This window comes from Leisingera sp. MMG026, assembly GCF_021654205.1.
GTDB lineage: Bacteria > Pseudomonadota > Alphaproteobacteria > Rhodobacterales > Rhodobacteraceae > Leisingera.
Genome location: NZ_JAKFZM010000005.1, coordinates 14,178 through 35,372, shown reverse-complemented (window position 1 = coordinate 35,372; position 21,195 = coordinate 14,178). Strand labels below are relative to the sequence as shown.

Genomic DNA, 21,195 nt, shown 5'->3' with positions numbered 1-21,195 from the left:
TCAGGCGACCTTTTTCTGGGCCTCGGGATAAAGCGCTGCCTTGAACGGCTCCATGCCGATCCGGCGGTAGGTTTCGAGGAAGGTTTCCTCTGCGCTGTCACGCTGGGCCATGTAAACCTCGACGATGCGCTCCACGGCGGGAACAATCTCGTCATAAGCAAAGCCGGGGCCGGTGCGGGTGCCGATGGCAGCCGTCTCGGTGGCGTCGCCGCCCAGGGTGATCTGGTAGTTTTCAACACCGGCGCGGTCCAGGCCCAGGATGCCGATATGGGCAACATGGTGGTGGCCGCAGGCGTTGATGCAGCCCGAGATCTTGATCTGCAGATGGCCGATGTCGTGCTCCATCTTCAGTTCGTCAAAGCGGGTTGCGATCTCCTGCGCGACCGGGATCGAGCGGGCGGTCGCCAGCGCGCAGTAATCCATGCCCGGGCAGGCGATGATGTCCGAGATCAGGCCGATGTTGGCAGTGGCCAGGCCGTTTGCCTTCAGCGTGGCGTGGATTGCGGGCAGGTCGTTCTTGTGGACATGCGGCAGGATCACGTTCTGCTGATGGCTGATGCGCAGCTCGTTATAGGCGTATTGCTCACCCAGATCAGCCATCACACGCATCTGCTCGGCAGTCGCGTCGCCGGGGGTTTGCCCATGCGCCTTGATCGAGATGGTCACGATGGCGTGGTCGCCCTTGCGGTGTTCGGCCAGATTGGTGTCGGCCCAGGCGCGGAACACCGGGTCGTTTGCGTAAGCCGCATCAAAGGCTTCGGTGGAACCGGAGCGGAACTCCGGTGCCTGGAAATGCGTCTTGATCTCGGCCAGCTGCTGCTGGTCGGTGCCGTCGTACTGGCCGCGGATCGCCATAAAGGCTTCTTCGGTCATCGCGCGGTAGGTGTCGATGCCGTTCTCGGAAACGGTGATCTTGATGCGTGCCTTGTACTTGTTGTCGCGCCGTCCAAGCACGTTGTAGACGGTCAGAACCGACTCCAGATAGGGCAGCAGATCCGCCTGCGGCAGAAATTCGCGCAGCACCTGGCCGATCATCGGGGTGCGGCCCAGGCCGCCGCCGACGACAACCTTGAAGCCCACCTTGCCGCCCTGTTCCACCACCTGCAGACCCACGTCATGCGCCTTGATCACGGCGCGGTCGTTGCCGCTGCCGGTGATGGCGATCTTGAACTTGCGGCCCAGGAACTGGAATTCCGGGTGGTCGGTGGACCACTGGCGGATCAGCTCGGCATAGGGGCGGGGGTCGGTCAGCTCATCCGCGGCGGCACCGGCGAAATGGTCGGCGGTGGTGTTGCGGATGGTGTTGCCCGAGGTCTGGATGGCGTGCAGGCCAGCCTCACCCAGCGCGTCCAGCATATCCGGAATGTCGCGCAGTTTCGGCCAGTTGTACTGGATGTTCTGACGGGTGGTGAAATGGCCATAGCCCTTGTCCCACTTTTCCGCCAGCAGCGCCAGGGTGCGCATCTGGGCGGAATTCAGGGTGCCGTAAGGCACCGCAACCCGCAGCATATAGGCGTGCAGCTGCAGGTAAACGCCGTTCATCAGGCGCAGCGGCTTGAACTCATCCTCGGTGAGGGAGCCGTCGATGCGGCGCTCGACCTGGGCCCGGAACTGGGCGTTGCGTTCCGCCAGGAAGGCTTCATCGAACTCGTTGTACTTATACATTGGCTTCAGCCTCCTGCTTGCCGTGGAAGTAGTTCGAGGGGCCGGTGCGGCGGAAATCCTCGCGGAAGTGGGTCGGCTCGGGGCCGTTCGGGCCTGCCTTGGCGTCGGCCAGATAGGCACCGACGATGCGGATGTTCTGCTTCTCCGCTTCGAGCAGGCGCAGCTGGGCGTCTGCCTCATCGGTGATCAGCTCGGCTTGCGCCAGGTCTCGGGTCCAGCTGTCGTCAGCGGTGAAATAGATCACGTCGCCCTCGAGCAGGTCGTTGGCGGTGATGACTTTGGGGGTAAAGGCGCGGGCCATTATGCAAGCTCCGTTTTCAGGTCGTTCAGGGCGGCGGCCGCTTTGCGCGGCGCAAGACCCAGGAAGGTGAGGGCAGGGCCGTCAAAGCCAGCCGCATCAAGGTCGGCAGGCAGACGGTCCAGATTGGTTTCCAGCACCCGCTGTTCGGGGCGCGAGGCGTTCTCGATAATGGTCACCGGCGTGGCGCGGTCAGCACCATGCATGATCAGGCGGCCCTGCACGAAACGGGCGGATTTCTTGCCCATGTAGATCGCGGCAACCTCGCCGGGGCGCGCAAGGGCAGCCCAGTCGTGATCGGCAAAACCGCTCATAGCGTGGCCGGTCAGAAACCGGACCGAGGTGTTGCGCCCGCGCTGCGTCAGGCTCTGGCCGATGCCGGCCGCGGCAGCCGAAGCGGCAGTGATGCCGGGAATGATCTGGGTTGCAATGCCGGCCGCTTCGCAGGCGGTCAGCTCTTCATCCAGCCGGGCAAAGACAGTGGGATCTCCGGCCTTCAGCCGCAGCACCTTGCGGCCGGCCTTGGCGTGGGCGACCAGCCGCGTGTTGATCTCGTCCTGGCTGACCTGCGCACCAAAGCCTTCCTTGCCGACATTTTCCAGCAGCGCTTGCGGACCGGCCAGCGCCATGATTTCACCGCTGACCAGACGGTCATAGAGGATGACGTCGGCCTCCTGCAGCGCACGCAGGGTTTTGACGGTCAACAGATCCGCGTCGCCGGGGCCGGAGCCTGCAAAAACAACCTGGCCTGCAACCATACAAGCCATGCTGCCGCGGGTGTAAGCGGTGGCGTTGGCAGCGTATATATTATGTGCAGGCATCTTGGCGGCCTCTCCAGTGTGTTTGACTTGAGGTTAGATATAGGAAATATTCCCGGTATTACGCTATATACCTGCGGAAATAAGAACACTGGTTTTACCGCAGCTGAACACGGGGCCGATTGGTCCTCACAATAGGAGAAAACAGGAATGACGGTGCGGATCGACGCCACTGACCGGAAAATTCTGGCTGAACTGCAGCGCGACGCGGGCCAGTCGCTGGACGAAATCGCCCGTCAGGTGGGCTCCTCCAAGACCCCGGTGTGGAATCGCATCCGCAAGCTGAAAGAGGGCGGGGTGATCGGCCAGCAGACGGTGCTGCTGGATGCCGAGGCGCTGGGGTTTGAGGCCTGTTTCTTTGTCCTTATCCGGACCTCGGAGCATGAGGCGGAATGGCAGGCCAAATTCCTGCAGGCGCTGCGCGACCGCCCCGAAGTGCAGGAAGCGCACAGGCTGGCAGGCGACATCGACTATATCCTGAAAGTCCGGGTGCAGAATGCGCGCGCCTATGACGTCTTTTATCAGGCGCTGATTGCCGAAGTGCGGGTGCATAATGTGACGGCGCTGTTGTCGATGGAGGAGATCAAGTCCACAACGATGCTGCCGCTGCAACCCTAAGGGTTCGGGTATTTAAGACCAGAAAGAAGCAGCAGAGGATGGTCTGCTTCTTTCTGGTCCGGAAGTACCCCGGGGTTTGGGGCAGAGCCCCATGTCAAATATGCGTTTGTGGCAGAACCGCATATTAAGCATGCGTTTGGGCAGAGCTCCAAGTCAGGCAGTCACCAACAGCCGGGTCAACCCGTGGAAGTGGTAGGTATTTGAGTACTCCGGCGCTGCCGCCAGTTTCAAATCCGGGCAGCGGCCGAACAGGATCGGCAGGGCAATCTGCATCTCCAGCCGCGCCAGCGGGGCGCCGACGCAGAAATGCAAGCCGCCGCCAAAGCTTTTGTTCACTTTGGGCGGGCGGGCCGGGTCGAAGCGGTCCGCGCCGCCCAGTGCCGCCGGGTCGCGGTTGGCGGCGGCCAGCAGCAAGGCCACCTGATCGCCGCGCTGGAAGGTGTGGCCGAAGACCTCGGCCTCCTCATAGGCGTAGCGGGTGAACATATGCAGCGGCGGGTCATAGCGCAGAACCTCCTCCACCAGCCCGTCGATCCCCTCTGGCGCCAGCCATTCGGGCTGCCAGCCCTGCTGCAGCATGGTATTAATACCATTGCCAAGGGAGTGCACGGTGGCCTCGTGGCCTGCATTCAGCAACAGGATGCAGGTGCCGATCAGCTCATCCGTTGACAGCTTGTCGCCTTCCTCCTCGGCGGCGATCAGCCGGGTGATGAGGTCGTCGCGGGGATCATTGCGGCGCTCATTGATGTAGCTGCGCAGGAACTCTGTGAACTGATGCGCGGCTTTGGCGGCGGCGTGTCCGGTCTCTTCGGTGCGCGACGCCTGATACATCGCCACCATCCTGTGCGACCAATCCAGCAACTGCGGCGCCATGTCCTCGGGCACCCCTAGCAGGCGGCAGATGGTGATCACCGGCACCTGGGTGCAATAGGCCTCCAGCAGGTCAAACGGCTGGTCCGGGAAAGCGTCGATCAGCTGGTGGCACAGATCCTTGATGCCTGGCTCCAGCGCCGCGATCTCGCGCGAGGTGAAGGCGCGCAGCACCAAGCGGCGCAGGCGGGTGTGGCGGGGCGGCTCGGCATCCAGCAATGAGTGCGCCTCCACTGCCAGGAAGGGGGCAAGATGGGCTGGGCCGTCCTTGCGCAGCTCTTCCGGCACCTCGCGGCCAAAGCGGCGGTCGCGCAGCAGCATATGCACCGCGGAATGGCCGAAGGCGGCGACCATGCCGTAATCCTGCCAGTGGTGCATCTGGCCCTCTGCCTGGGCCGCCGCATAGAAGGGATAGGGGTCCTGCACAAAGGCCGGATCGGTGGGGGATTGGATTAAAGTCTTCATACACCGGTTTTTGCCGCTGCGTCTGGTCAATGCAAGGGGCGCTTTGATAACGTGCCGCAATGAAAACACAGCAAATACTTCGCTGGAGCCTGCCTGCCGGGTTCCTGTTGGCCGTTGCGGCATTGGCGCTGATGGTCTGGTCTTATGGCTACCGTCAAGCGCTGGACAGCCTGGCAGAGCGCAGCGCGGCGGATCTGGCCTTGGCGTCGGACCGGGTCAGCACCCAGCTGCAGGTCTATCAGGAGCTGGCGGTTTTGACCGCCGGACACCCGGCGCTGGCGGATTTGTCCACGCCTGGCGCGCGCGAGGCGGCGGCGGAGCTGCTGCGCGCGGTTGCCGATAAAACCGCGGCGCTGGACGTGTTCTTTGCCGCCGCAGACGGCCGGGTGCTGGCGGCAGCCGAAGGGGTGTCCGGGCCGGATGTTGCGGATCAGGCCTATTTTATACGTGCCATGCAGGGGGCCATGGGAACCGGTCACGCGGTTTTGCAGCCGGGCGGGCGGCGGTCGTATTTCTATGCCGCGCCAGTGTTTCAGCCCGGCGGTGTACGCGGGGCGCTGGTGGTTGCAGCGGATGTGAATGACGTGGAGCAGACCTGGCGCGGCTCGCTGCCGGCGGTGTTCTTTACCGGCATGAGCGGCGAGGTGTTCATTTCCAACCGGTCCGAATTGCTGTTCTGGCAGCGCGGCGCGGCGGGGGAAACCCCGAGTGTTACCGGCAGGGACCGTTATGCTGACCATGAAATCTGGAGTCTTGAGGGCAGCCCGTATCTGCCCGGCCGCGCATTGCATCTTTCAGTGGATTTGCCGTTGATTGGGATGACAGGCGAAATTCTGGTGGATGTGGCACCGGCCCAGCGGATCGCAGCCTTGCAGGCGGCGGCGCTGGCGGCGGTGTGCCTGGCTCTGGGCGCCGTGCTGTTCATCGTGATGGAGCGCCGCCGCACCCTGGCCGAGGCCAATGCTGTGCTGGAAAGCCGGGTGGAAAAACGGACCAAGGCCTTGTCTCTGGCCAATGATCAGCTGCGCCGCGAGGTGGGCGAGCGCGAGGAAGCCGAAGCCGCTTTGAAACGCGCCCAGGAGGATCTGGTGCAGGCGGGCAAGCTGTCCGCTTTGGGGCAGATGTCGGCGGGCATCAGCCATGAATTGAACCAGCCCCTGATGGCGATCCAGCAATTTGCCGAAAACGGCGCCGCCTTTCTGGAGCGGGGCAAGGCAGGGCGCACGGCTGAGAACCTGGACCGGATTGCAGACATGGCGGTGCGGATGGCGCGGATCATCAAGAACCTGCGCGCCTTTGCCCGCAATGAAAGCGAGCCGATGGGGCAGGTCGATCTGGTGCAGGTGATCAAAGCGGCAGTGGAGCTGACCGCGCCGCGGCTGAAGGCGGATCAAATAGATCTGCGCTGGGACGAGGCGGCCTATGCAGCGCCGGTGCCTGCCTGGGGCGGCGAGGTGCGGTTGACGCAGGTGTTTGTGAACCTGATCAATAACGCGGCGGATGCGATGCAAGGGCAATTGGAGAAGGTGATCTCAATCTCTGTCGAAAGCGGCCCGCGGCTGCAGGTGCGGGTGCAGGACAGCGGCCCTGGCATCAAGGAGCCGGAAAAGATGTTCGACCCGTTTTACTCCACCAAGGCGGTGGGCAGTTCCGAAGGCATGGGGCTGGGGCTGTCGATCTCTTACGGATTGGTGCAAAGCTTTGGCGGCAACATCCGCGGTGCCAATACCGGCGGCGGCGCGGTGTTCACAGTGGAACTGGAACCATGGCGCGAAGGTGCCAGGAAGGGGAATGCCGCATGATCCGCAAAGTGCTGCTGGTGGATGACGACGCGGCGGTGCGCGAGGCGCTGGCGCAGACGCTGGAGCTGAATGATCTGGAGGTGGTCGCCTGCGGCTCGTTTGTGGCGGCAAAGGATCATATCACGCCGGCGTTCGGCGGCATTATCGTGTCGGACATCCGGATGCCGGGGCGGGACGGGTTTCACCTGCTGGACTATGCCCGCGGCGCCGACGAGGAGCTGCCGGTGGTGCTGCTGACCGGCGAGGGCGACATCCCGATGGCGGTCAAAGCGATGTCGCAGGGGGCGTTTGATTTTCTGGAAAAACCCTGCGCCGCAGCCGATTTCCTGCCGGTGCTCGAGCGCGCCTTGAAGACTCGGGCGCTGGTGCTGGAGAACCGGCGGCTGAAGCATCAGCTGGAGACCGGCGATCCGGCGGCGCGGCTGTTGTTTGGCACCTCGCCCCAGGCCATGGAAATGCGCCAGCGGGTGCGCGCAGTGGCGCCGACGGGGGCGGAGGTGCTGGTTACCGGCGCGCCGGGCAGCGGTATTTCCAAAGTGGCGGAGGTCATTCACCTCATGTCGCCTGCGGGGCAGGGGCCGTTTGTGAAACGCCCCGCCGCAGGGCTGGCCGCAGAGACGGTGGCGGAGCTGTGCCAGGAGGCGGTGGGCGGCTCGCTGTTTCTGGACGAGCTGCAGGCGCTGCCGGAAGCGGCGCAATTTGCGCTGCTGGCCCAATTGGAGCAGGGCAGCGGGGTGCGGATCATTGCGGGCTCCAGTGCGGGTCTGGCGGATAAGGTGCAGGCGGGCGGGTTCAGTCCGGACCTGTTTTACCGGCTGGATGTGATGCGGGTGCGGATCCCCTCGCTGGCCGAACGCCCCGGCGATATTCCGGTATTGTTCCGTCATTACGTGGCGCAGGCGGCAGAGCAGGCGGGGATCGAGGTGCCGGAGATTTCGCAGGACCATCTGGCAGCCCTGATGGCGCAGGACTGGCCGGGCAATGCGCGATCCTTGATGTCGGCGGCAATGCGGTTTGTGCTGGGCATGCCGGAAGAGGCCGCCGCAGCGGCAGGGCTGGGTCTGGCGGAGCAGATGGCGCAGGTCGAACGCTCGCTGCTGATTGCGGCGCTGGGCCGGGCCAACGGGCGCGCGGCTGCGGCCGCGGAAGCGTTGAGGCTGCCGCGCAAGACGTTTTATGACAAGCTGGCCCGCTATGGCATCCGGCCCGAAGACTACCGCCGCTGAGGGCGCTGGCAGCCGGGGTCTTGCGATTGGTCTGGTCCGGCACTGCTGCCGGAATATTAGGGAGGCGGCGCCGCCGGAAACCCCGGAATGGGGCATGGGGTCGGAGGGAGGACGGGGGGTGAGCCCATGTCCGCATGAAGCCTTCGTTCGGGACGCCCCTGCACCCGTTGAAGAGGTGGTCTTGGGGGCCCTGTGATCTCCTGATGGTGCGGGGTGTCAGACCGCTCCGGTGTCGCGGCAGGTCAGAGTATCGCAGGGCCGGGTTAAGGCCGGGCAAGCGGGGCGTACGCAGGGGGTGCAACATCCCGGCGGGCGGCGCGCGCGGATAGTGAGGATGCCTCCGGCGGGAGTATTTTTGAAAAGATGAAGGAGCGGCGATTCTCCCGGCAGAATTGTCTTGCGCTAACATTTGTGCGAAATTCCGCACAAAGCCGGAAGAACCCTGTGCGGGATTCCGCACAGCTTTTGACGGTCTCCACCTGGATGCGCTTGGAATTGCCGGTAAGTCATTGCCGGAATGCGGAAAAAACTGACGGCTGATGAGTCCCGAATCAATTCTTGAGCGGATTCTTGCAACTTGGGATGCTCTGGGCGGGCTTCAGCCATGCGCTGAATGCAACATCGGATTTAGAGATGATTTTTCTGGGAGGAAAAGACCATGAAATTCCTGACCACTGCCGCCACCGCACTGGCACTGACCGTCACCGCAGGCGCTGCAAGCGCTGCTTGCGACGACGGCGAGATCGTGGTGAAGTTCAGCCATGTCACCAACACCGACAAGCACCCCAAGGGGATTGCCGCGTCGCTGCTGGAGAGCCGCGTGAACGAAGAGATGAACGGCACCATGTGCATCGAGGTCTATCCGAACTCGACACTGTACAATGACAACAAGGTGCTGGAAGCGATGCTGCAGGGCGACGTGCAGCTGGCCGCGCCAAGCCTGTCGAAGTTTGAAAAGTTCACCAAGCAGTTCCGCCTGTTCGACCTGCCGTTCATGTTCAAGAACATCGACGCGGTGGATGCGTTCCAGGGGTCCGAAACCGGCCAGGAGATGCTGGATTCGATGCAGCGCCGCGGCCTGCAGGGGCTGGCCTACTGGCACAACGGCATGAAGCAGATGTCGGCTAACAAGCCGCTGGTGGAGCCCACGGATGCCAATGGGCTGAAGTTCCGGGTGCAGTCCTCGGACGTGCTGGTGGCGCAGATGGAAGCGATCGGCGGCTCGCCACAGAAGATGGCATTCTCGGAAGTATACGGCGCGCTGCAACAAGGTGTTGTGGACGGGCAGGAGAACACCTGGTCGAACATCTATGGCAAGAAGTTCTTTGAGGTGCAGGACGGTGTGACCGAGACCAACCACGGCGCGCTGGACTATCTGGTGGTGACCTCGGTGGACTGGCTGGACAGCCTGGACCCGGCGGTGCGCGACCAGTTCCTGACCATCCTGAATGAGGTGACCGCCACGCGGAACGCCGAGTCGACCAAGGTGAACGGCGAAGCCCGCCAGGCGATCATCGATGCCGGCGGCGTTGTGCGTGAGCTGAGCCCTGAGCAGCGCGCGGCCTGGGTCGAAGCAATGAAGCCCGTGTGGGAGAAATTTGCAGGCGACGTCGGCCAGGAGAAGATCGACGCCGCGCAAGCCATTAACGCAGGCCTGTAACTCAGGCCGTATCCGGGAGGCCCGCATCGGGGCCTCCTGACCGCAGGCGGCGCGGAAACTCGTTGCCTGCACCCCTTTTCCGCAAAATTTGGGAGGCAGCCATGGCGGGGTCCAGAACCGGCCCGAGCGGGCTCATCAACTCACTCGAAGAAACCCTGATCGCGCTCCTGCTGGGGCTGATGACGGCAATAACATTTGCCAATGTTATTGCGCGGTTTGTGTTCAATTCCAACATTTTATGGGCGCTGGAGCTGACCGTGTTCCTGTTTGCCTGGCTGGTGCTTTTGGGCGCTTCTTATGCGGTGAAGGCCCATGCGCATCTGGGCGTCGATGCTATTTTGAACATGCTGGCACCGGGTGCGCGCCGCGCGGTGGGGCTGTTTGCCGCCGCCTGCTGCATCGTGTTCTCGTTGCTGCTGCTGAAAGGCGCCTATGACTACTGGGCGGTGTTTGCCGACCTGCCGCCGACCTCGGGGCGCTGGTTCCCGACCGGGTTTGACATGAAGGCACGCAGCCAGAGCTTTTACGAGGTGCAGGATGTGCCGATGGTGGCGGTCTTCAAGTTTCTTGAGGACCTGATCAACTACGGCGATCCTTATGAGAAACTGCCGAAAGTGGTGCCCTATGTGGTGCTGCCGGTGTCGATGCTGCTTTTGGTGTTCCGCTTTATCCAGGCGGCGTTCCAGATCGCGCGCGGTGATGTGGACCGGCTGGTGGCCAGCCATGAAGTGGAAGATGAGCTGGACGCCGTGCGGGCGCAGCGCGGGGAGCATGACTGATGGAAGTGGTAATTCTCTTTGCGATGGTGATCGGCCTGTTGCTGATCGGGGTGCCGATTGCGGTGTCGCTGGGTCTCAGCTCGACGATTTTCCTGCTGATTTACTCTGACAGTTCGCTGGCGAGCGTCGCGGGCACGCTGTTTGAGGCCTTTGAGGGGCATTTCACCCTGCTGGCGATCCCGTTTTTCATTCTGGCGTCGTCGTTCATGACCACGGGCGGCGTGGCGCGGCGGATCATCCGGTTTTCGATTGCCTGTGTCGGCCATCTGCCGGGCGGACTGGCGATTGCGGGCGTCTTTGCCTGTATGCTGTTTGCAGCGCTTTCGGGGTCGTCGCCTGCAACTGTGGTGGCCATTGGTTCCATTGTGATCGCCGGCATGCGCGAGGTGGGCTACTCCAAGGAGTTCGCGGCAGGCGTGATCTGTAACGCAGGGACGCTTGGCATCCTGATCCCGCCGTCGATTGTGATGGTGGTCTATGCAGCAGCGGTTGAGGTTTCCGTCGGCCGGATGTTCCTGGCCGGCGTCATTCCGGGGCTGATGGCCGGGCTGATGCTGATGGTGACCATCTATGTGATGGCCAAGGTCAAGAACCTGCCCAAAGGCGAGTGGAAAGGCTGGGGCGAGATCTTTGAGTCGGCGCGGGACGCGGGCTGGGGGTTGTTCCTGATCGTGATCATTCTGGGCGGCATCTATGGCGGCATCTTTACTCCGACCGAGGCGGCGGCGGTGGCGGCGGTCTATGCTTTCTTCATCGCCAGCTTTGTCTACAAGGACATGGGACCGCTGTCGAATGGTGAGGGCGAGGCAAAGACGCCGCTGTTGCGGAAGCCTTATGCACTGCTGACGGCGTTCCTGCACAGCGATACCAAGCACACGCTGTTCGAGGCGGGCAAATTGACCGTGACGCTGCTGTTCGTGATTGCCAATGCGCTGATCCTGAAACACGTGCTGACCGATGAGCAGGTACCGCAGCAGATTGCCACGGCAATGCTGTCGGCAGGCTTTGGCCCGGTGATGTTCCTGATCGTGGTCAATGTGATCCTTCTGATCGGCGGTCAGTTCATGGAACCGTCGGGGCTGCTGGTCATCGTTGCACCGCTGGTGTTCCCGATTGCGATTGAGCTGGGCATTGATCCCATCCATCTGGGCATCATCATGGTGGTGAACATGGAGATCGGCATGATTACTCCGCCGGTTGGCCTGAACCTGTTTGTGACGTCAGGCGTGGCGGGGATGCCGATGATGGGGGTGGTGCGGGCAGCCTTGCCGTTCCTGGCGGTGCTCTTTGTTTTCCTGATCATGATCACCTATATCCCCTGGCTTTCCACTGTATTGCCAAACGCGGTGATGGGGCCGGAGATCATAACCAAGTAAGGCTTTGCAGTAACGAAAACGGCGCCCGGATGTTCGGGCGCCGTTTTGCGTTCTGCGGCAAAATTCTTGGAAGAATTTTGCCAAGAAAATTCAAATTTTCTTGGCTCAGGCGGTTTCCAGCGCGGTGATGATCGGGGAGAAATCCGCGGCCTTCAGACTGGCACCGCCCACAAGCGCGCCATCGACATTGGAGACGGCAAAGATCTCACCTGCGTTCGACGGTTTGACCGAGCCGCCGTAGAGCAGGCGGATGGACTCTGCGGTCCCGGCCCCGAAGCGGGCGGTGAGTTCGGCGCGCAGGAAGTTATGCACTTCGGCAATTTGCTCCAGCGTCGGCACTTTGCCGGTGCCGATGGCCCAGACCGGTTCGTATGCCACAACAGTGTTTTCGCCTGTGGCAGAGTCCGGGACGGAACCTGCAAGCTGAGTGCCAGCCACCTTCAGCGTGTCGCCGCCTTCACGCTCGGACAGGGTTTCACCGATGCAGATCACCGCAATGAGGCCTTCTGCTAGGGCGGCTTCGGCTTTGGCGCAGATCTGGGCGTCAGTTTCGCCGTGAACGGCGCGGCGCTCGGAATGGCCGAGGATCACCGCGGAAGCGCCGGCGTCTTTCAGCATGCCAGCTGAAAGATCGCCGGTGTGGGCGCCGGAGGCGTTTGCGTGGCAGTCCTGGCCGCCGATAGCGACGGCGCTGCCTTTGGCAATGTCGGCTGCGCGCGACAGCAGGGTTGCCGGCGGGCAGATCAGGATGTCCGCAGCCGGGCCGGCATGGCTTTCGGCCAGGGCTGCCAATTCACCCAGGCTGTCGCCGGTGCCGTTCATTTTCCAGTTGCCTGCTGCCAGTTTCCGCCGCATGGGGGATGCCTCCGATCCTCGTTATGTGGGCGTGACAGGTAACACCAGCGGCGGAGTGGCGCAATTCGCTTGACCGGGGACCGGCCACAAAAAGGGCGGGGAAAACCCCGCCCGCTGATTGCGTCCCGTCTGGACCGGATCAGGCGCCGGGCAGTTCTTTGAAGCTGATCGATTCGCCGCAGCCGCAGGCATCCGCGACATTGGGGTTGTTGAACTTGAAGCCGCTTTCCAACAGCGTCACCTCATAGTCGATTTCGGTGCCGAACAGGAACATCTGCGCCATCGGCGCGATCAGGATGCGGGCGCCGTCCTGTTCCACCACTTCATCGTTGGCAGAGGGCTCGTTGACGTATTCCATGGTGTATTCCATGCCCGCACAGCCGCCTTTCTTGACGCCGATGCGCAGGCCGGCATGGCCGTCCTTGGCCATCAGCCTGGCGATCTGCGCTGCTGCCTTGGGCGTCATGGTCACAGCTTGTTTGCCGGGAATGCCGAACATGGGTTTCTCCTTACACTTAATCCCTATCTAGGGCTGGTGCTGCCGCGGCTCAACCCCGCAAACGTCCAGGCAGGCAGGTAACATGTATTCTGTATGCGGATTTACAAGGGGGAGCGGCCTGAAACCTGCGCTGCCTCCGATCACAGGCCAATGGTGTCAAAGCCCCATGCAGTTTGCATAGTAGGTGACGGTGGCAGGCCAGTCGGAAAATACGCCTTCGACACCTGCGTCCTGTGCCAGAACGTCCAGCAGCTGGTAATACATGCCGTCACCGCCGCCGCGGCTGAGGCCTGCGAGCGACTGGAAGTACCAATCGCCGCCCTGCAGCGGGCCGGAGCGTTCCAGCGTCCAGGTGATCAGCCGCAGCCCGGCGGATTTTGCGGCAATGGCATAGGCGGAGGGGACAATGCGGCCGTCCTGCACGGTCACCAGCATCCAAAGGGGCGGTGCCAGATAATTGACGCCCTGGGCCTTCAGCGCGGCGAAGTCATAGGGGAATGTTGCCGGATCGGTGTGATCAAACCCCTCGTGCCGGTAGCTGCCGTCGAGCAGCACCGCCTGGCGGCCGAACGCCGGTTCGTGTTCGATCCAATAGAGGATATCGTCCAGGCTGAAGCTTTGCACCCAGACGTCGGCGGGGGCGATGCCGGCGGATTTATAGTCATCGATTAGTTTCTGCGCGAAATCCTGTTGCGTGAAGCCGTTAAAGGGCATCGGGACTGCGGGAGCCTTCAGCTCTGGCATGAATTTGGTGCCGAGGCTGTGCAGCAGGGCGATCGACTCGGCATGGGTCAGGGTTTGGGCTTTGCCGCCGTAAAGCGTGGTGCGCCACGAGGGAAGGCCGCCCTGATAGTCCCGCGGCGTGGCGGCAAAGGGGTTGGCGCTGTCCATTTTCGGACGCAGGCGGCGGAATTCGTCCAGGGTCAGATCGGAGCTGCGGCATTCGGCGCTGGCGGAGGAAGAGAATGCATGCGGAGAGAAGGGCTGGATGCAGCGGTCCGCCAGGGGGGAGGTCAGGATGTCCGTGGTCCGGTGCAGGTCGTTTTGCGCGTGGCGGCAGACCAGTTCCAGGTCGCGGGTGAAGGTGACGTCGCATTCCAGAATGCCCGCGCCCATGGCGGCGGCGGCCCGGTGACCTTCGGCGGTGTGTTCGGGGAACATCAGCGGCGCGCCGCGGTGGCCGATTGAGAAATCCGTGCGCGCCGGGGTCTGGCCTGCGCAGGCCTGCAGCCTGTCCTTAAGCGCACCTTCGGGCAGCTGGCTGATCAGATAGGCGGGGCGCGGGCCGTAGCTGAGGGCCGGAGGGTCCGCAGTGCCGGGAGCAGGAAGCAGCACGAGGGCCGCGGACAGCAAAGCAACGGACAGCAGGGCTTGGCGCATGGGGCGGCTCCGGGTCTAGGGCTGCCGCACATTAGACACTTGGGCCGAATAATGAAAAGGCCCCCGCAGATGCAGGGGCCGGATCCGGGCGCAGGCTGTGCGGGCTTACATGAAGCCCAGTTCCAGGCGGGCCTCGTCGGACATCATCTCCATGCCCCAGGGCGGCTCCCAGGTGAGTTCGACGTCAACCGTTTTCACACCGGGCACCGGTGAGATGGCATCGACGAGCCAGCCCGGCATCTCGCCCGCAACCGGGCAGCCCGGCGCGGTCAGGGTCATGATGATCCTGACGTCGTTCTCGTCATTGATGTCGATCGTGTAGATCAGGCCCAGCTCGTAGATGTTCACCGGGATTTCCGGGTCATAGACAGAGCGGCAGGCGTCGGTCACGGCCTCGTACAGCGGATGGCTGACGGAGGAGGGCGCGATCAGCGGTGCGCCTTCAAGCGGTTCGGAAGGGTTGGTCATGGGGATCCCGGTCTGATATTCCGACGATTTATATAGGGAATGTACAGCCCGGCGTCCAGAGGCGGCGCACACCGCAGCGGGAATGTTCTGTTAATCACCTGTTCGTGAAAATTTGATTTGATGGGGTGAACGCGCTAAATTGTGGTTCCCCCACGATGATTTAGTAAACGCTGCCCGAAGGATGCGGGCCGTGCGCCGCTGTCCGGCCACGGAGCTGCTGCGTGCGGGCAGGAGCGGAGAGAGGCCATGCCAGGGAAAACTGCGACCCGCAGATGCGCGAATTCCGTTGCCCTTGTGCTGGCGGGCAGCTGCCTGGCCTTGGGCGGGACTGCAGGCGATGCCCGGGCACAGGGGGCATGGCGCTGGCAGCTGACGCCCTTTGTGCTGGCACCATCGGTGGAGGGGACAACAGAGCTGGGGCAGGCAGGCGGAGGTGTATCAATTGATGCGGGCGATGTTTTTGATCAGCTGCAGGCCGACGGGATGCTGGCATTTGAGGGGCAGCACAGCAGCCGTTTCGGTTTCCGGCTGCGCTATGCGGTGATGGATTCGGACCGGACAGCGGATAGCTTTGCCGGTGCGGTGGCTGCTGCCTATGACCAGAACATGGCTGAGGCAGTGGTGACCTATCGTTTCGGGCAGGGGCGGGACCGGTTTGAGGTCTTTGGCGGACTGCGCCACTGGGATGTGGATGTGACGGCCTATCTGCCGGGCGGCGCGGTGCGGCGGGGCGGCACATGGACCGATCCGATTGCCGGGCTGCGCTGGGAGCGGCGGCTGTCGCCGCGGTTCAGTGTTTCCCTGGAGGGCGATATCGGCGGCTTTGGCGCCGGGTCGGATCAAAGCTGGTCGGCCATGGGCGGGCTGATTTACGACCGCTGGGAGCGGGCCTCGATCTATGTGATGTACCGCGGGCTGGGGGTGGAGTATCAGGACGGCATCCGCGGCACGGACAGCTTTTTCCGCCATGATGCGGTGACTCACGGGCTGCTGGCGGGGGTGGGTTTCAGGTTCTGACGCCGGCCGTACCGCATGGGACATGCCGTATGGCCCGTATCATAAGGCCTGACCGAATGGCCGAGCTGCGGTGATGTGCAGCCCGGCCTGCTGTCAGTTAGTGGGGCCAGTTAGTGTTGTCAGTCGTTGATGTCGTGGTTGAAGGTCTTCACCTGGCCCTTGGGCAGGGCAAAAAAGCGGCGCATCACCAGCCAGGCCGCCAGCGACAGCACCGCAAAGATCAGCAACAGCGGCGGCAGGCTGAGACCGGCGCCCGCCAGCAGCAGCAGGCTGACCGCAGCGGCGCCGATGGCAAAGCCGAGAAAGACAAAGCCGGGCACCAGAACCTCCAGTATGGCCAGCACCAGCGCCGCGGCGCCCCACACCCACCACAAGGCCCAGAACGGCATGTCCATCACTTGCCCCCTTTCAGCAGATTGAAGGCGTTGCCAAAGGCCTCCAGCGCGTGGGCGGGGACCAGGATGGTCTGATTGCCCTCGCCCTTGCCGAGCGCGTTCAGCGATTCCACCTGTTTCAGCGCGACCTGGTATTGCGCGGCCTCGATACCGTTTTCGCGGATCGCCTTGGCGACGACTTCGGTGGCATAGGCCTCGGCCTCGGCCTGGATGCGGCGGGCCTTGGCGGTCTGTTCGGCGGCATAAAGCTCGGCGTCGGCGTTCAGCTCAACCGCGCGTTTTGCGCCCTCGGCCTCGGTCACCTGGGCGCGGCGGGCGCGCTCGGCATTCAGCTGCTGCAGCATCGCGTCGCGGGTGGCCTGATCAAGGTTCACGTCCAGGATTTCGGCGCGGGTTACTTCGATGCCCCAGTCGTCCACCGCGCTTTCGACCGAATGCTGGATCTGCCCGATCAGCTGCGAGCGGTTGGATTGCACCTCGTCCAGGTCCATTTTGCCGATCTCGGCCCGCACGATGCCGGCCACGGTGGTGGCAATGGCGCCGTCAACGTCGCGGATCCGGTAGACGGTCTTTTCCGGCTCCAGGATGCGGTAGAAAACCGAAGTGTCGATCTGCACCAGCACGTTGTCCTTGGTGATCGCGTCCTGGGTGGCGTTGGGCAGCTGGCGCTCCAGGATTGACACCTTGTGGCGGGCCACATCCAGGAACGGCACGATGAAGTTAATGCCCGGCCCCAGCACCGAATGCAGGCGGCCGAACCGTTCAATCACGTATTTTTCGGATTGCGGCACGATGCGCACGCCCTTCAGTACCACGATGATCAGCAGGACCGCGCCCAGCAAGTACAGCAGGTTGCTGGAGAGAAGGTCCAGAATCAGGTCTTCGTTCATGAATATGCTTTCTGTTTCAAACGCCTGCGGGCAGGATCCTGCGCCCGTTCCGGCAGGTCAAGATAAACTGCGCCTCAAGAGGCAGAGGGTTTGAGCCGCCGCATCGGGGCCGGTCGGACCCGGTCTTCGATCTCGGCATAGATCAGCGCGGCGATGTTTTTGGAGGAGGTCTTCTCGATCCCTTCCAATCCGGGGGAGGAATTCACCTCCAGCACCTTTGGGCCGGTTTCCGACCGCAACAGATCGACGCCGGCCACGTTGAGGCCAAAGGCACGGGCGGCGCGGACCGCAGTAGAGCGTTCCTCCTTGCTGATACGCACGATTTCGGCGCTGCCGCCCAGATGCAGGTTGGAGCGGAAGTCACCCTCCGCCCCGGAGCGTTTCATCGATGCGACCACCTTGGAGCCGACCACCAGACAGCGGATATCCACACCTGCAGCTTCCTTGACAAACTGCTGCACCAGGAAGTTGGCCTTGAGCCCGCGAAAGGCGGTGATCACGCTTTCGGCGGCCTTTGTGGTTTCCGCCAGCACCACGCCCTTGCCTTGGGTGCTTTCGAGCAGTTTCACGATCAGCGGCGCGCCGCCCACGATCTGGATCAGGCTGCCGGTGTCCTTGGGGGAGGCTGCAAAGGCGGTGGCGGGCATGCCGATCTTGTGGCGGGCCAGGATCTGATGCGCGTGCAGCTTGTCGCGGCTGGCGGTGATGCCTTCGGCGCCGTTGACGCAATAGGTGCCCACGGTTTCGAACTGGCGCAGCAGGGCGGTGCCGTATTGGGTGACCGAGGCGCCGATGCGCGGGATCACCGCATCATAGCGGGGCAGCCGCTTGCCGTCATAATGGACCTCGGGCGCCAGCGCGTTCAGCGCCATGTAGCAGCGGGTGGTATTGATCACCTCGACTGTGTGGCCGCGGTTCTCACCCTCTTCCACCAGGCGGCGGGTGGAGTAATTGTCCTCCCGGCTGAGCACAGCAATGCGCAGCGAGCGTTTCGGGGCGGATTTGCGGATGCTGGAAGAGGAATAGACCGAATAATCCAGTTCCGGCTGGCAAAGGCGTTCGCCCGGCACCACTGTCACGTTCTCGGTCAGCGCCTGGCGGCCCAGCAGCATGTGTTTCGCCATGCCGCGCCGGTCGGTCAGCGTCAGCTCCACCGGCCAGGACTGGCCTGCGATTTCCATCGGGGTTTCGATCACAAAGCGCATTTCGCTTTCGCCGTTTGACGACGTCACCTCGCGCCGGTCCTTGATCAGGGCAGAGCAGGGGATTTCCAGATCGTACTGACCGGGGATGGGATGCACCATGAAGCGCACCTTGGGGGCGCTTGCCGGGCCAAATGTTTCAATGCCGGTGGCGTGCAGCGAGGAGGTGCGGGCGCCGGTGTCGACCTTGACGCGCAATGCAGGCAGACCAAGGTTGGGCAGGCTGACCCATTCTTCCCAGCCGAGTTTCAATTGCGGTGCGGCGTCGGCTGTGGACATGGAGTTGGCTCCTTGGCATTAGGGGGGAATCACCGGTGTGCCGGTTTGAGTTTAACGGCAGGAATGGAAGATGGCAGAGCTTTTCAACTTTGAACTGAAGGCAACCGACGGCACGGCGCGCACTGGTGTCATCAATACGCCGCGCGGTGAAATCCGCACGCCTGCTTTCATGCCGGTCGGCACCGCTGCGACCGTCAAGGCGATGATGCCGGAAAGCGTGCGCGCGACCGGGGCCGACATCCTGCTGGGCAACACATACCACCTGATGCTGCGCCCGACGGCCGAACGCATCGACCGGCTGGGGGGCTTGCACAAGTTCATGAACTGGGAGCGGCCCATTCTGACGGACTCGGGCGGGTTTCAGGTGATGTCGCTGGCGGGTCTGCGCAAGCTGACCGAAAAGGGCGTGACATTCAAAAGCCATATCGACGGCTCCAAGCATGAGCTGACACCGGAACGATCGATGGAGATCCAGCGGCTGCTGGGGTCCGATATCGTGATGTGCTTTGACGAATGCCCGGCGCTGCCTGCCGACCGTGACCGGATTGCGGAATCAATGCGCCTGTCGATGCGCTGGGCCGAGCGGTCGCGCGAGGCATTCGGCGACCGGCCCGGCCATGCGCTGTTCGGGATCATGCAGGGCGGGCTGGAACAGGACCTGCGCGAAGAAAGCGCCGAGGCGCTGAAGAAAATCGGGTTCGAGGGCTATGCCGTTGGCGGCCTTGCGGTGGGCGAGGGGCAGGAGGCGATGTTTGATTGCCTTGATTACGCTCCCGGTTTCCTGCCCGAAGACAAGCCGCGCTATCTGATGGGCGTGGGTAAGCCCGATGACATCGTCGGCGCTGTGGCGCGAGGCATTGACATGATGGACTGCGTGCTGCCGTCGCGGTCGGGCCGCACCGGGCAGGCCTTTACCCGCTATGGCGTGGTGAACATCAAGAACGCCCGCCATCAGGACGACCCGCGGCCCTTGGATGAGAAATGCAGCTGCCCGGCCTGTTCAAGTTACTCGCGGGCTTACCTGCACCATGTGTTCCGCTCGAACGAGATGATTTCGGGGATGCTGCTGACCTGGCACAACCTGCATTATTTCCAGGAGATCATGCAAGGTATGCGGGAGGCGATTGCCGTCGGCAGTTTTGAGGCCTGGCAGAAGGATTTTCACGATACCCGCGCGCAGGGCGATATCGAGCCGCTGTAAGCGGCGCCCCGATACCCCCGGCGCTGCTGCGCCAGGGGCGGGTTCGGATCTTGGGGCTCACTTTTTGCGCTTGATGCGCTTGGCCTGTTTGATCACCTTGCCAAGCGCTTTGCCGGCGGCGCGGCGTTCAGACGGAGACTGCGCGTTAAAGGCGTCCTCGGATCTTAGCTTTTGCCAGCGCGCAATGCGGGCGGTGTCAAGCTGACCGGCTTTGGCGGCTGCTTGGATGGCGCAGCCCGGTTCACTTTCATGCTGGCAGTCCCTGAAACGGCAGTGCGCCGCGATATCGGTGAGATCCTGAAACACCATATCAATACCGTCCTGCGCGTCTGATATCTGCAGCTCGCGCATGCCGGGGGTGTCGATCAGCCAGCCGGCGCCGGGCAGCCGCAGCATTTGCCGGTGCGAGGTCGTATGCCGGCCTTTGCTGTCGTCTTCGCGGATGGCGCCGGTTTGCATCAACCCGCCGCCGACCAGGGTGTTGGCAAGCGTGGACTTGCCGACACCAGAGGAGCCGGCCAATGCCACCGTTTCCCCCAGCCCGCACCAGGCGCGCAGACGGTTCACCTCTGCAGGATTGGTGGCGTCGATGGTTTCGGCAACAAGGCCGGGCTGCAAGGATTGGGCCTGCGTTCGGTAGCTGTCGGGATCATCTGTGAGGTCGGCCTTGGTCAGAATGATCACCGGGGTGGTATTTGCTTCGTTTGCAAGCGCCAGAAAGCGTTCCAGCCGGGCGATGTTGAAGTCGTGATTGCAGGAGGTGACGATAAACAGCGTGTCGATGTTGGCGGCAATCAACTGTGTTTCGCGGCCGGTGCCGGGTGCGCGCCGTCTAAACAGCGAGGTACGATCCAGCAGGACGGTTCCGTGCCCGGTTTCTGGGTCGAGCAGCAGCCAGTCCCCGACAGCGGCGCCGTCAATGGCCGGGCAGGTGAGGGGGCCGTCAGCGCTGATGAGGTCGAACTGGCTGCGGTGAATGGCGGTGATGCGGGCCGGGGCGGCGCCTTCGGCGGCATCTGCCATCTGCTGTTGAAAAAAGGGTTTGAAACCCAGTTCGCTCAGGCCGGAAGCGACCTGGGGACGCACGGGGGTGTTCAGAAAGCCGGGAAGTTTTCTGCGGTTCATGTCTTAAAACTCTCGGAGAGCCCGTTTGGCGGGCGTGGTATATTCAAATGCGGCCAAACAAAACCGGCCCGCTGGCTGCAGGTCTGAAGGTTTTTGTGTTTGGTGTGGGCCGGCATGCCGCGGGCCCGGATGACTCAGGTCATACAATCTCCGGTATTCGCCGGGCAGTTTAGGCGCCGGCGCGCAGTTGTTCAAGGTGCTGGATGCGAACCCTGTGCCCAGCAGTTGGAACCCGCCCGTATGGCTGCTGGATGACGGCTGGCCGGGCGCAACTATGTGCTGTTAAACGGCCAGTGACCTGCGGCTC

General features: G+C 63.0%; 20 protein-coding genes. 8 read left to right on the top strand and 12 right to left on the bottom strand.

Annotated elements, in window-relative coordinates; translation table 11 throughout:
• From L1069_RS03835 to cobA, 3 genes are read right to left on the bottom strand one after another with little or no spacing between them, the layout of a single operon-like run.
• Entirely contained in the window at positions 1–1,665 is a 1,665-nt protein-coding gene (locus L1069_RS03835) for a nitrite/sulfite reductase (protein WP_237454842.1), read from the bottom strand.
• On the bottom strand, positions 1,658–1,966 hold the full coding sequence (locus tag L1069_RS03830) for a DUF2849 domain-containing protein (protein ID WP_129371322.1): 309 nt from the start codon (positions 1,964–1,966) through the stop codon (positions 1,658–1,660). The genes L1069_RS03835 and L1069_RS03830 overlap by 8 nt, the downstream gene beginning before the upstream one ends.
• Complete coding sequence (gene cobA / locus L1069_RS03825) at positions 1,966–2,721, bottom strand: uroporphyrinogen-III C-methyltransferase (protein ID WP_129372924.1); 756 nt, start codon at positions 2,719–2,721, stop codon at positions 1,966–1,968. The genes L1069_RS03830 and cobA overlap by 1 nt, the downstream gene beginning before the upstream one ends.
• A 210-nt stretch (positions 2,722–2,931) precedes the next feature.
• Here cobA and L1069_RS03820 point away from each other — a divergent pair, with 210 nt between their 5' ends.
• Positions 2,932–3,399, top strand: coding sequence for an Lrp/AsnC family transcriptional regulator (locus L1069_RS03820; protein WP_129371321.1), 468 nt, complete (start codon positions 2,932–2,934; stop codon positions 3,397–3,399).
• Between the two features lie 153 nt (positions 3,400–3,552).
• Here L1069_RS03820 and L1069_RS03815 read toward each other — a convergent pair whose 3' ends face one another.
• Complete coding sequence (locus L1069_RS03815; RefSeq protein ID WP_237454841.1) at positions 3,553–4,734, bottom strand: cytochrome P450; 1,182 nt, start codon at positions 4,732–4,734, stop codon at positions 3,553–3,555.
• A 59-nt stretch (positions 4,735–4,793) separates the two neighbouring features.
• On the opposite strand from L1069_RS03815, the gene L1069_RS03810 reads away from it, so the two are divergent.
• From L1069_RS03810 to L1069_RS03790, 5 genes are all read left to right on the top strand, one after another.
• Complete coding sequence (locus tag L1069_RS03810; RefSeq protein ID WP_237454840.1) at positions 4,794–6,536, top strand: ATP-binding protein; 1,743 nt, start codon at positions 4,794–4,796, stop codon at positions 6,534–6,536.
• Complete coding sequence (locus tag L1069_RS03805) at positions 6,533–7,762, top strand: sigma-54 dependent transcriptional regulator (RefSeq protein WP_237454839.1); 1,230 nt, start codon at positions 6,533–6,535, stop codon at positions 7,760–7,762. The genes L1069_RS03810 and L1069_RS03805 overlap by 4 nt, the downstream gene beginning before the upstream one ends.
• Before the next feature lie 658 nt (positions 7,763–8,420).
• Positions 8,421–9,422: a DctP family TRAP transporter solute-binding subunit gene (locus L1069_RS03800; protein WP_134829588.1), complete on the top strand. Its 1,002-nt coding sequence runs from the start codon at positions 8,421–8,423 to the stop codon at positions 9,420–9,422.
• Positions 9,423–9,523: 101 nt separating this feature from the next.
• On the top strand, positions 9,524–10,201 hold the full coding sequence (locus tag L1069_RS03795; protein WP_134829589.1) for a TRAP transporter small permease: 678 nt from the start codon (positions 9,524–9,526) through the stop codon (positions 10,199–10,201).
• Positions 10,201–11,577, top strand: coding sequence for a TRAP transporter large permease (locus L1069_RS03790; protein ID WP_129371315.1), 1,377 nt, complete (start codon positions 10,201–10,203; stop codon positions 11,575–11,577). The genes L1069_RS03795 and L1069_RS03790 overlap by 1 nt, the downstream gene beginning before the upstream one ends.
• Before the next feature lie 105 nt (positions 11,578–11,682).
• Here the strand turns inward: L1069_RS03790 and tpiA are convergent, their stop codons facing one another.
• The 4 genes from tpiA to L1069_RS03770 form a co-directional block, all read right to left on the bottom strand.
• Positions 11,683–12,432 carry a triose-phosphate isomerase gene (gene tpiA / locus L1069_RS03785; RefSeq protein WP_237454838.1) on the bottom strand — a complete coding sequence of 250 codons (750 nt, stop codon included), beginning with the start codon at positions 12,430–12,432 and terminating at the stop codon, positions 11,683–11,685.
• Positions 12,433–12,571: 139 nt separating this feature from the next.
• Positions 12,572–12,931, bottom strand: a complete 360-nt coding sequence (locus tag L1069_RS03780; RefSeq protein WP_129371313.1) for an iron-sulfur cluster assembly accessory protein — start codon at positions 12,929–12,931, stop codon at positions 12,572–12,574.
• 156 nt (positions 12,932–13,087) lie between these two features.
• Positions 13,088–14,311: a glycerophosphodiester phosphodiesterase family protein gene (locus L1069_RS03775; RefSeq protein ID WP_237454837.1), complete on the bottom strand. Its 1,224-nt coding sequence runs from the start codon at positions 14,309–14,311 to the stop codon at positions 13,088–13,090.
• Positions 14,312–14,416: 105 nt separating this feature from the next.
• Entirely contained in the window at positions 14,417–14,779 is a 363-nt protein-coding gene (locus tag L1069_RS03770) for an SUF system Fe-S cluster assembly protein (RefSeq protein ID WP_129371311.1), read from the bottom strand.
• A 246-nt stretch (positions 14,780–15,025) separates the two neighbouring features.
• On the opposite strand from L1069_RS03770, the gene L1069_RS03765 reads away from it, so the two are divergent.
• Complete coding sequence (locus L1069_RS03765) at positions 15,026–15,796, top strand: hypothetical protein (protein WP_237454836.1); 771 nt, start codon at positions 15,026–15,028, stop codon at positions 15,794–15,796.
• Between the two features lie 119 nt (positions 15,797–15,915).
• Here L1069_RS03765 and L1069_RS03760 read toward each other — a convergent pair whose 3' ends face one another.
• The 3 genes from L1069_RS03760 to rimK form a co-directional block, all read right to left on the bottom strand.
• Entirely contained in the window at positions 15,916–16,191 is a 276-nt protein-coding gene (locus tag L1069_RS03760; protein WP_129371309.1) for a hypothetical protein, read from the bottom strand.
• On the bottom strand, positions 16,191–17,081 hold the full coding sequence (locus L1069_RS03755) for an SPFH domain-containing protein (RefSeq protein WP_129371308.1): 891 nt from the start codon (positions 17,079–17,081) through the stop codon (positions 16,191–16,193). Before L1069_RS03755 ends, L1069_RS03760 begins: the two co-directional genes overlap by 1 nt.
• A gap of 74 nt (positions 17,082–17,155) precedes the next feature.
• On the bottom strand, positions 17,156–18,562 hold the full coding sequence (rimK, locus tag L1069_RS03750; RefSeq protein WP_129371307.1) for a 30S ribosomal protein S6--L-glutamate ligase: 1,407 nt from the start codon (positions 18,560–18,562) through the stop codon (positions 17,156–17,158).
• A 70-nt stretch (positions 18,563–18,632) separates the two neighbouring features.
• On the opposite strand from rimK, the gene tgt reads away from it, so the two are divergent.
• Positions 18,633–19,763, top strand: coding sequence for a tRNA guanosine(34) transglycosylase Tgt (tgt, locus tag L1069_RS03745; protein WP_237454835.1), 1,131 nt, complete (start codon positions 18,633–18,635; stop codon positions 19,761–19,763).
• A gap of 57 nt (positions 19,764–19,820) precedes the next feature.
• Here the strand turns inward: tgt and rsgA are convergent, their stop codons facing one another.
• On the bottom strand, positions 19,821–20,888 hold the full coding sequence (rsgA, locus tag L1069_RS03740; protein WP_237454834.1) for a ribosome small subunit-dependent GTPase A: 1,068 nt from the start codon (positions 20,886–20,888) through the stop codon (positions 19,821–19,823).
• Positions 20,889–21,195: the final 307 nt, after the last annotated feature.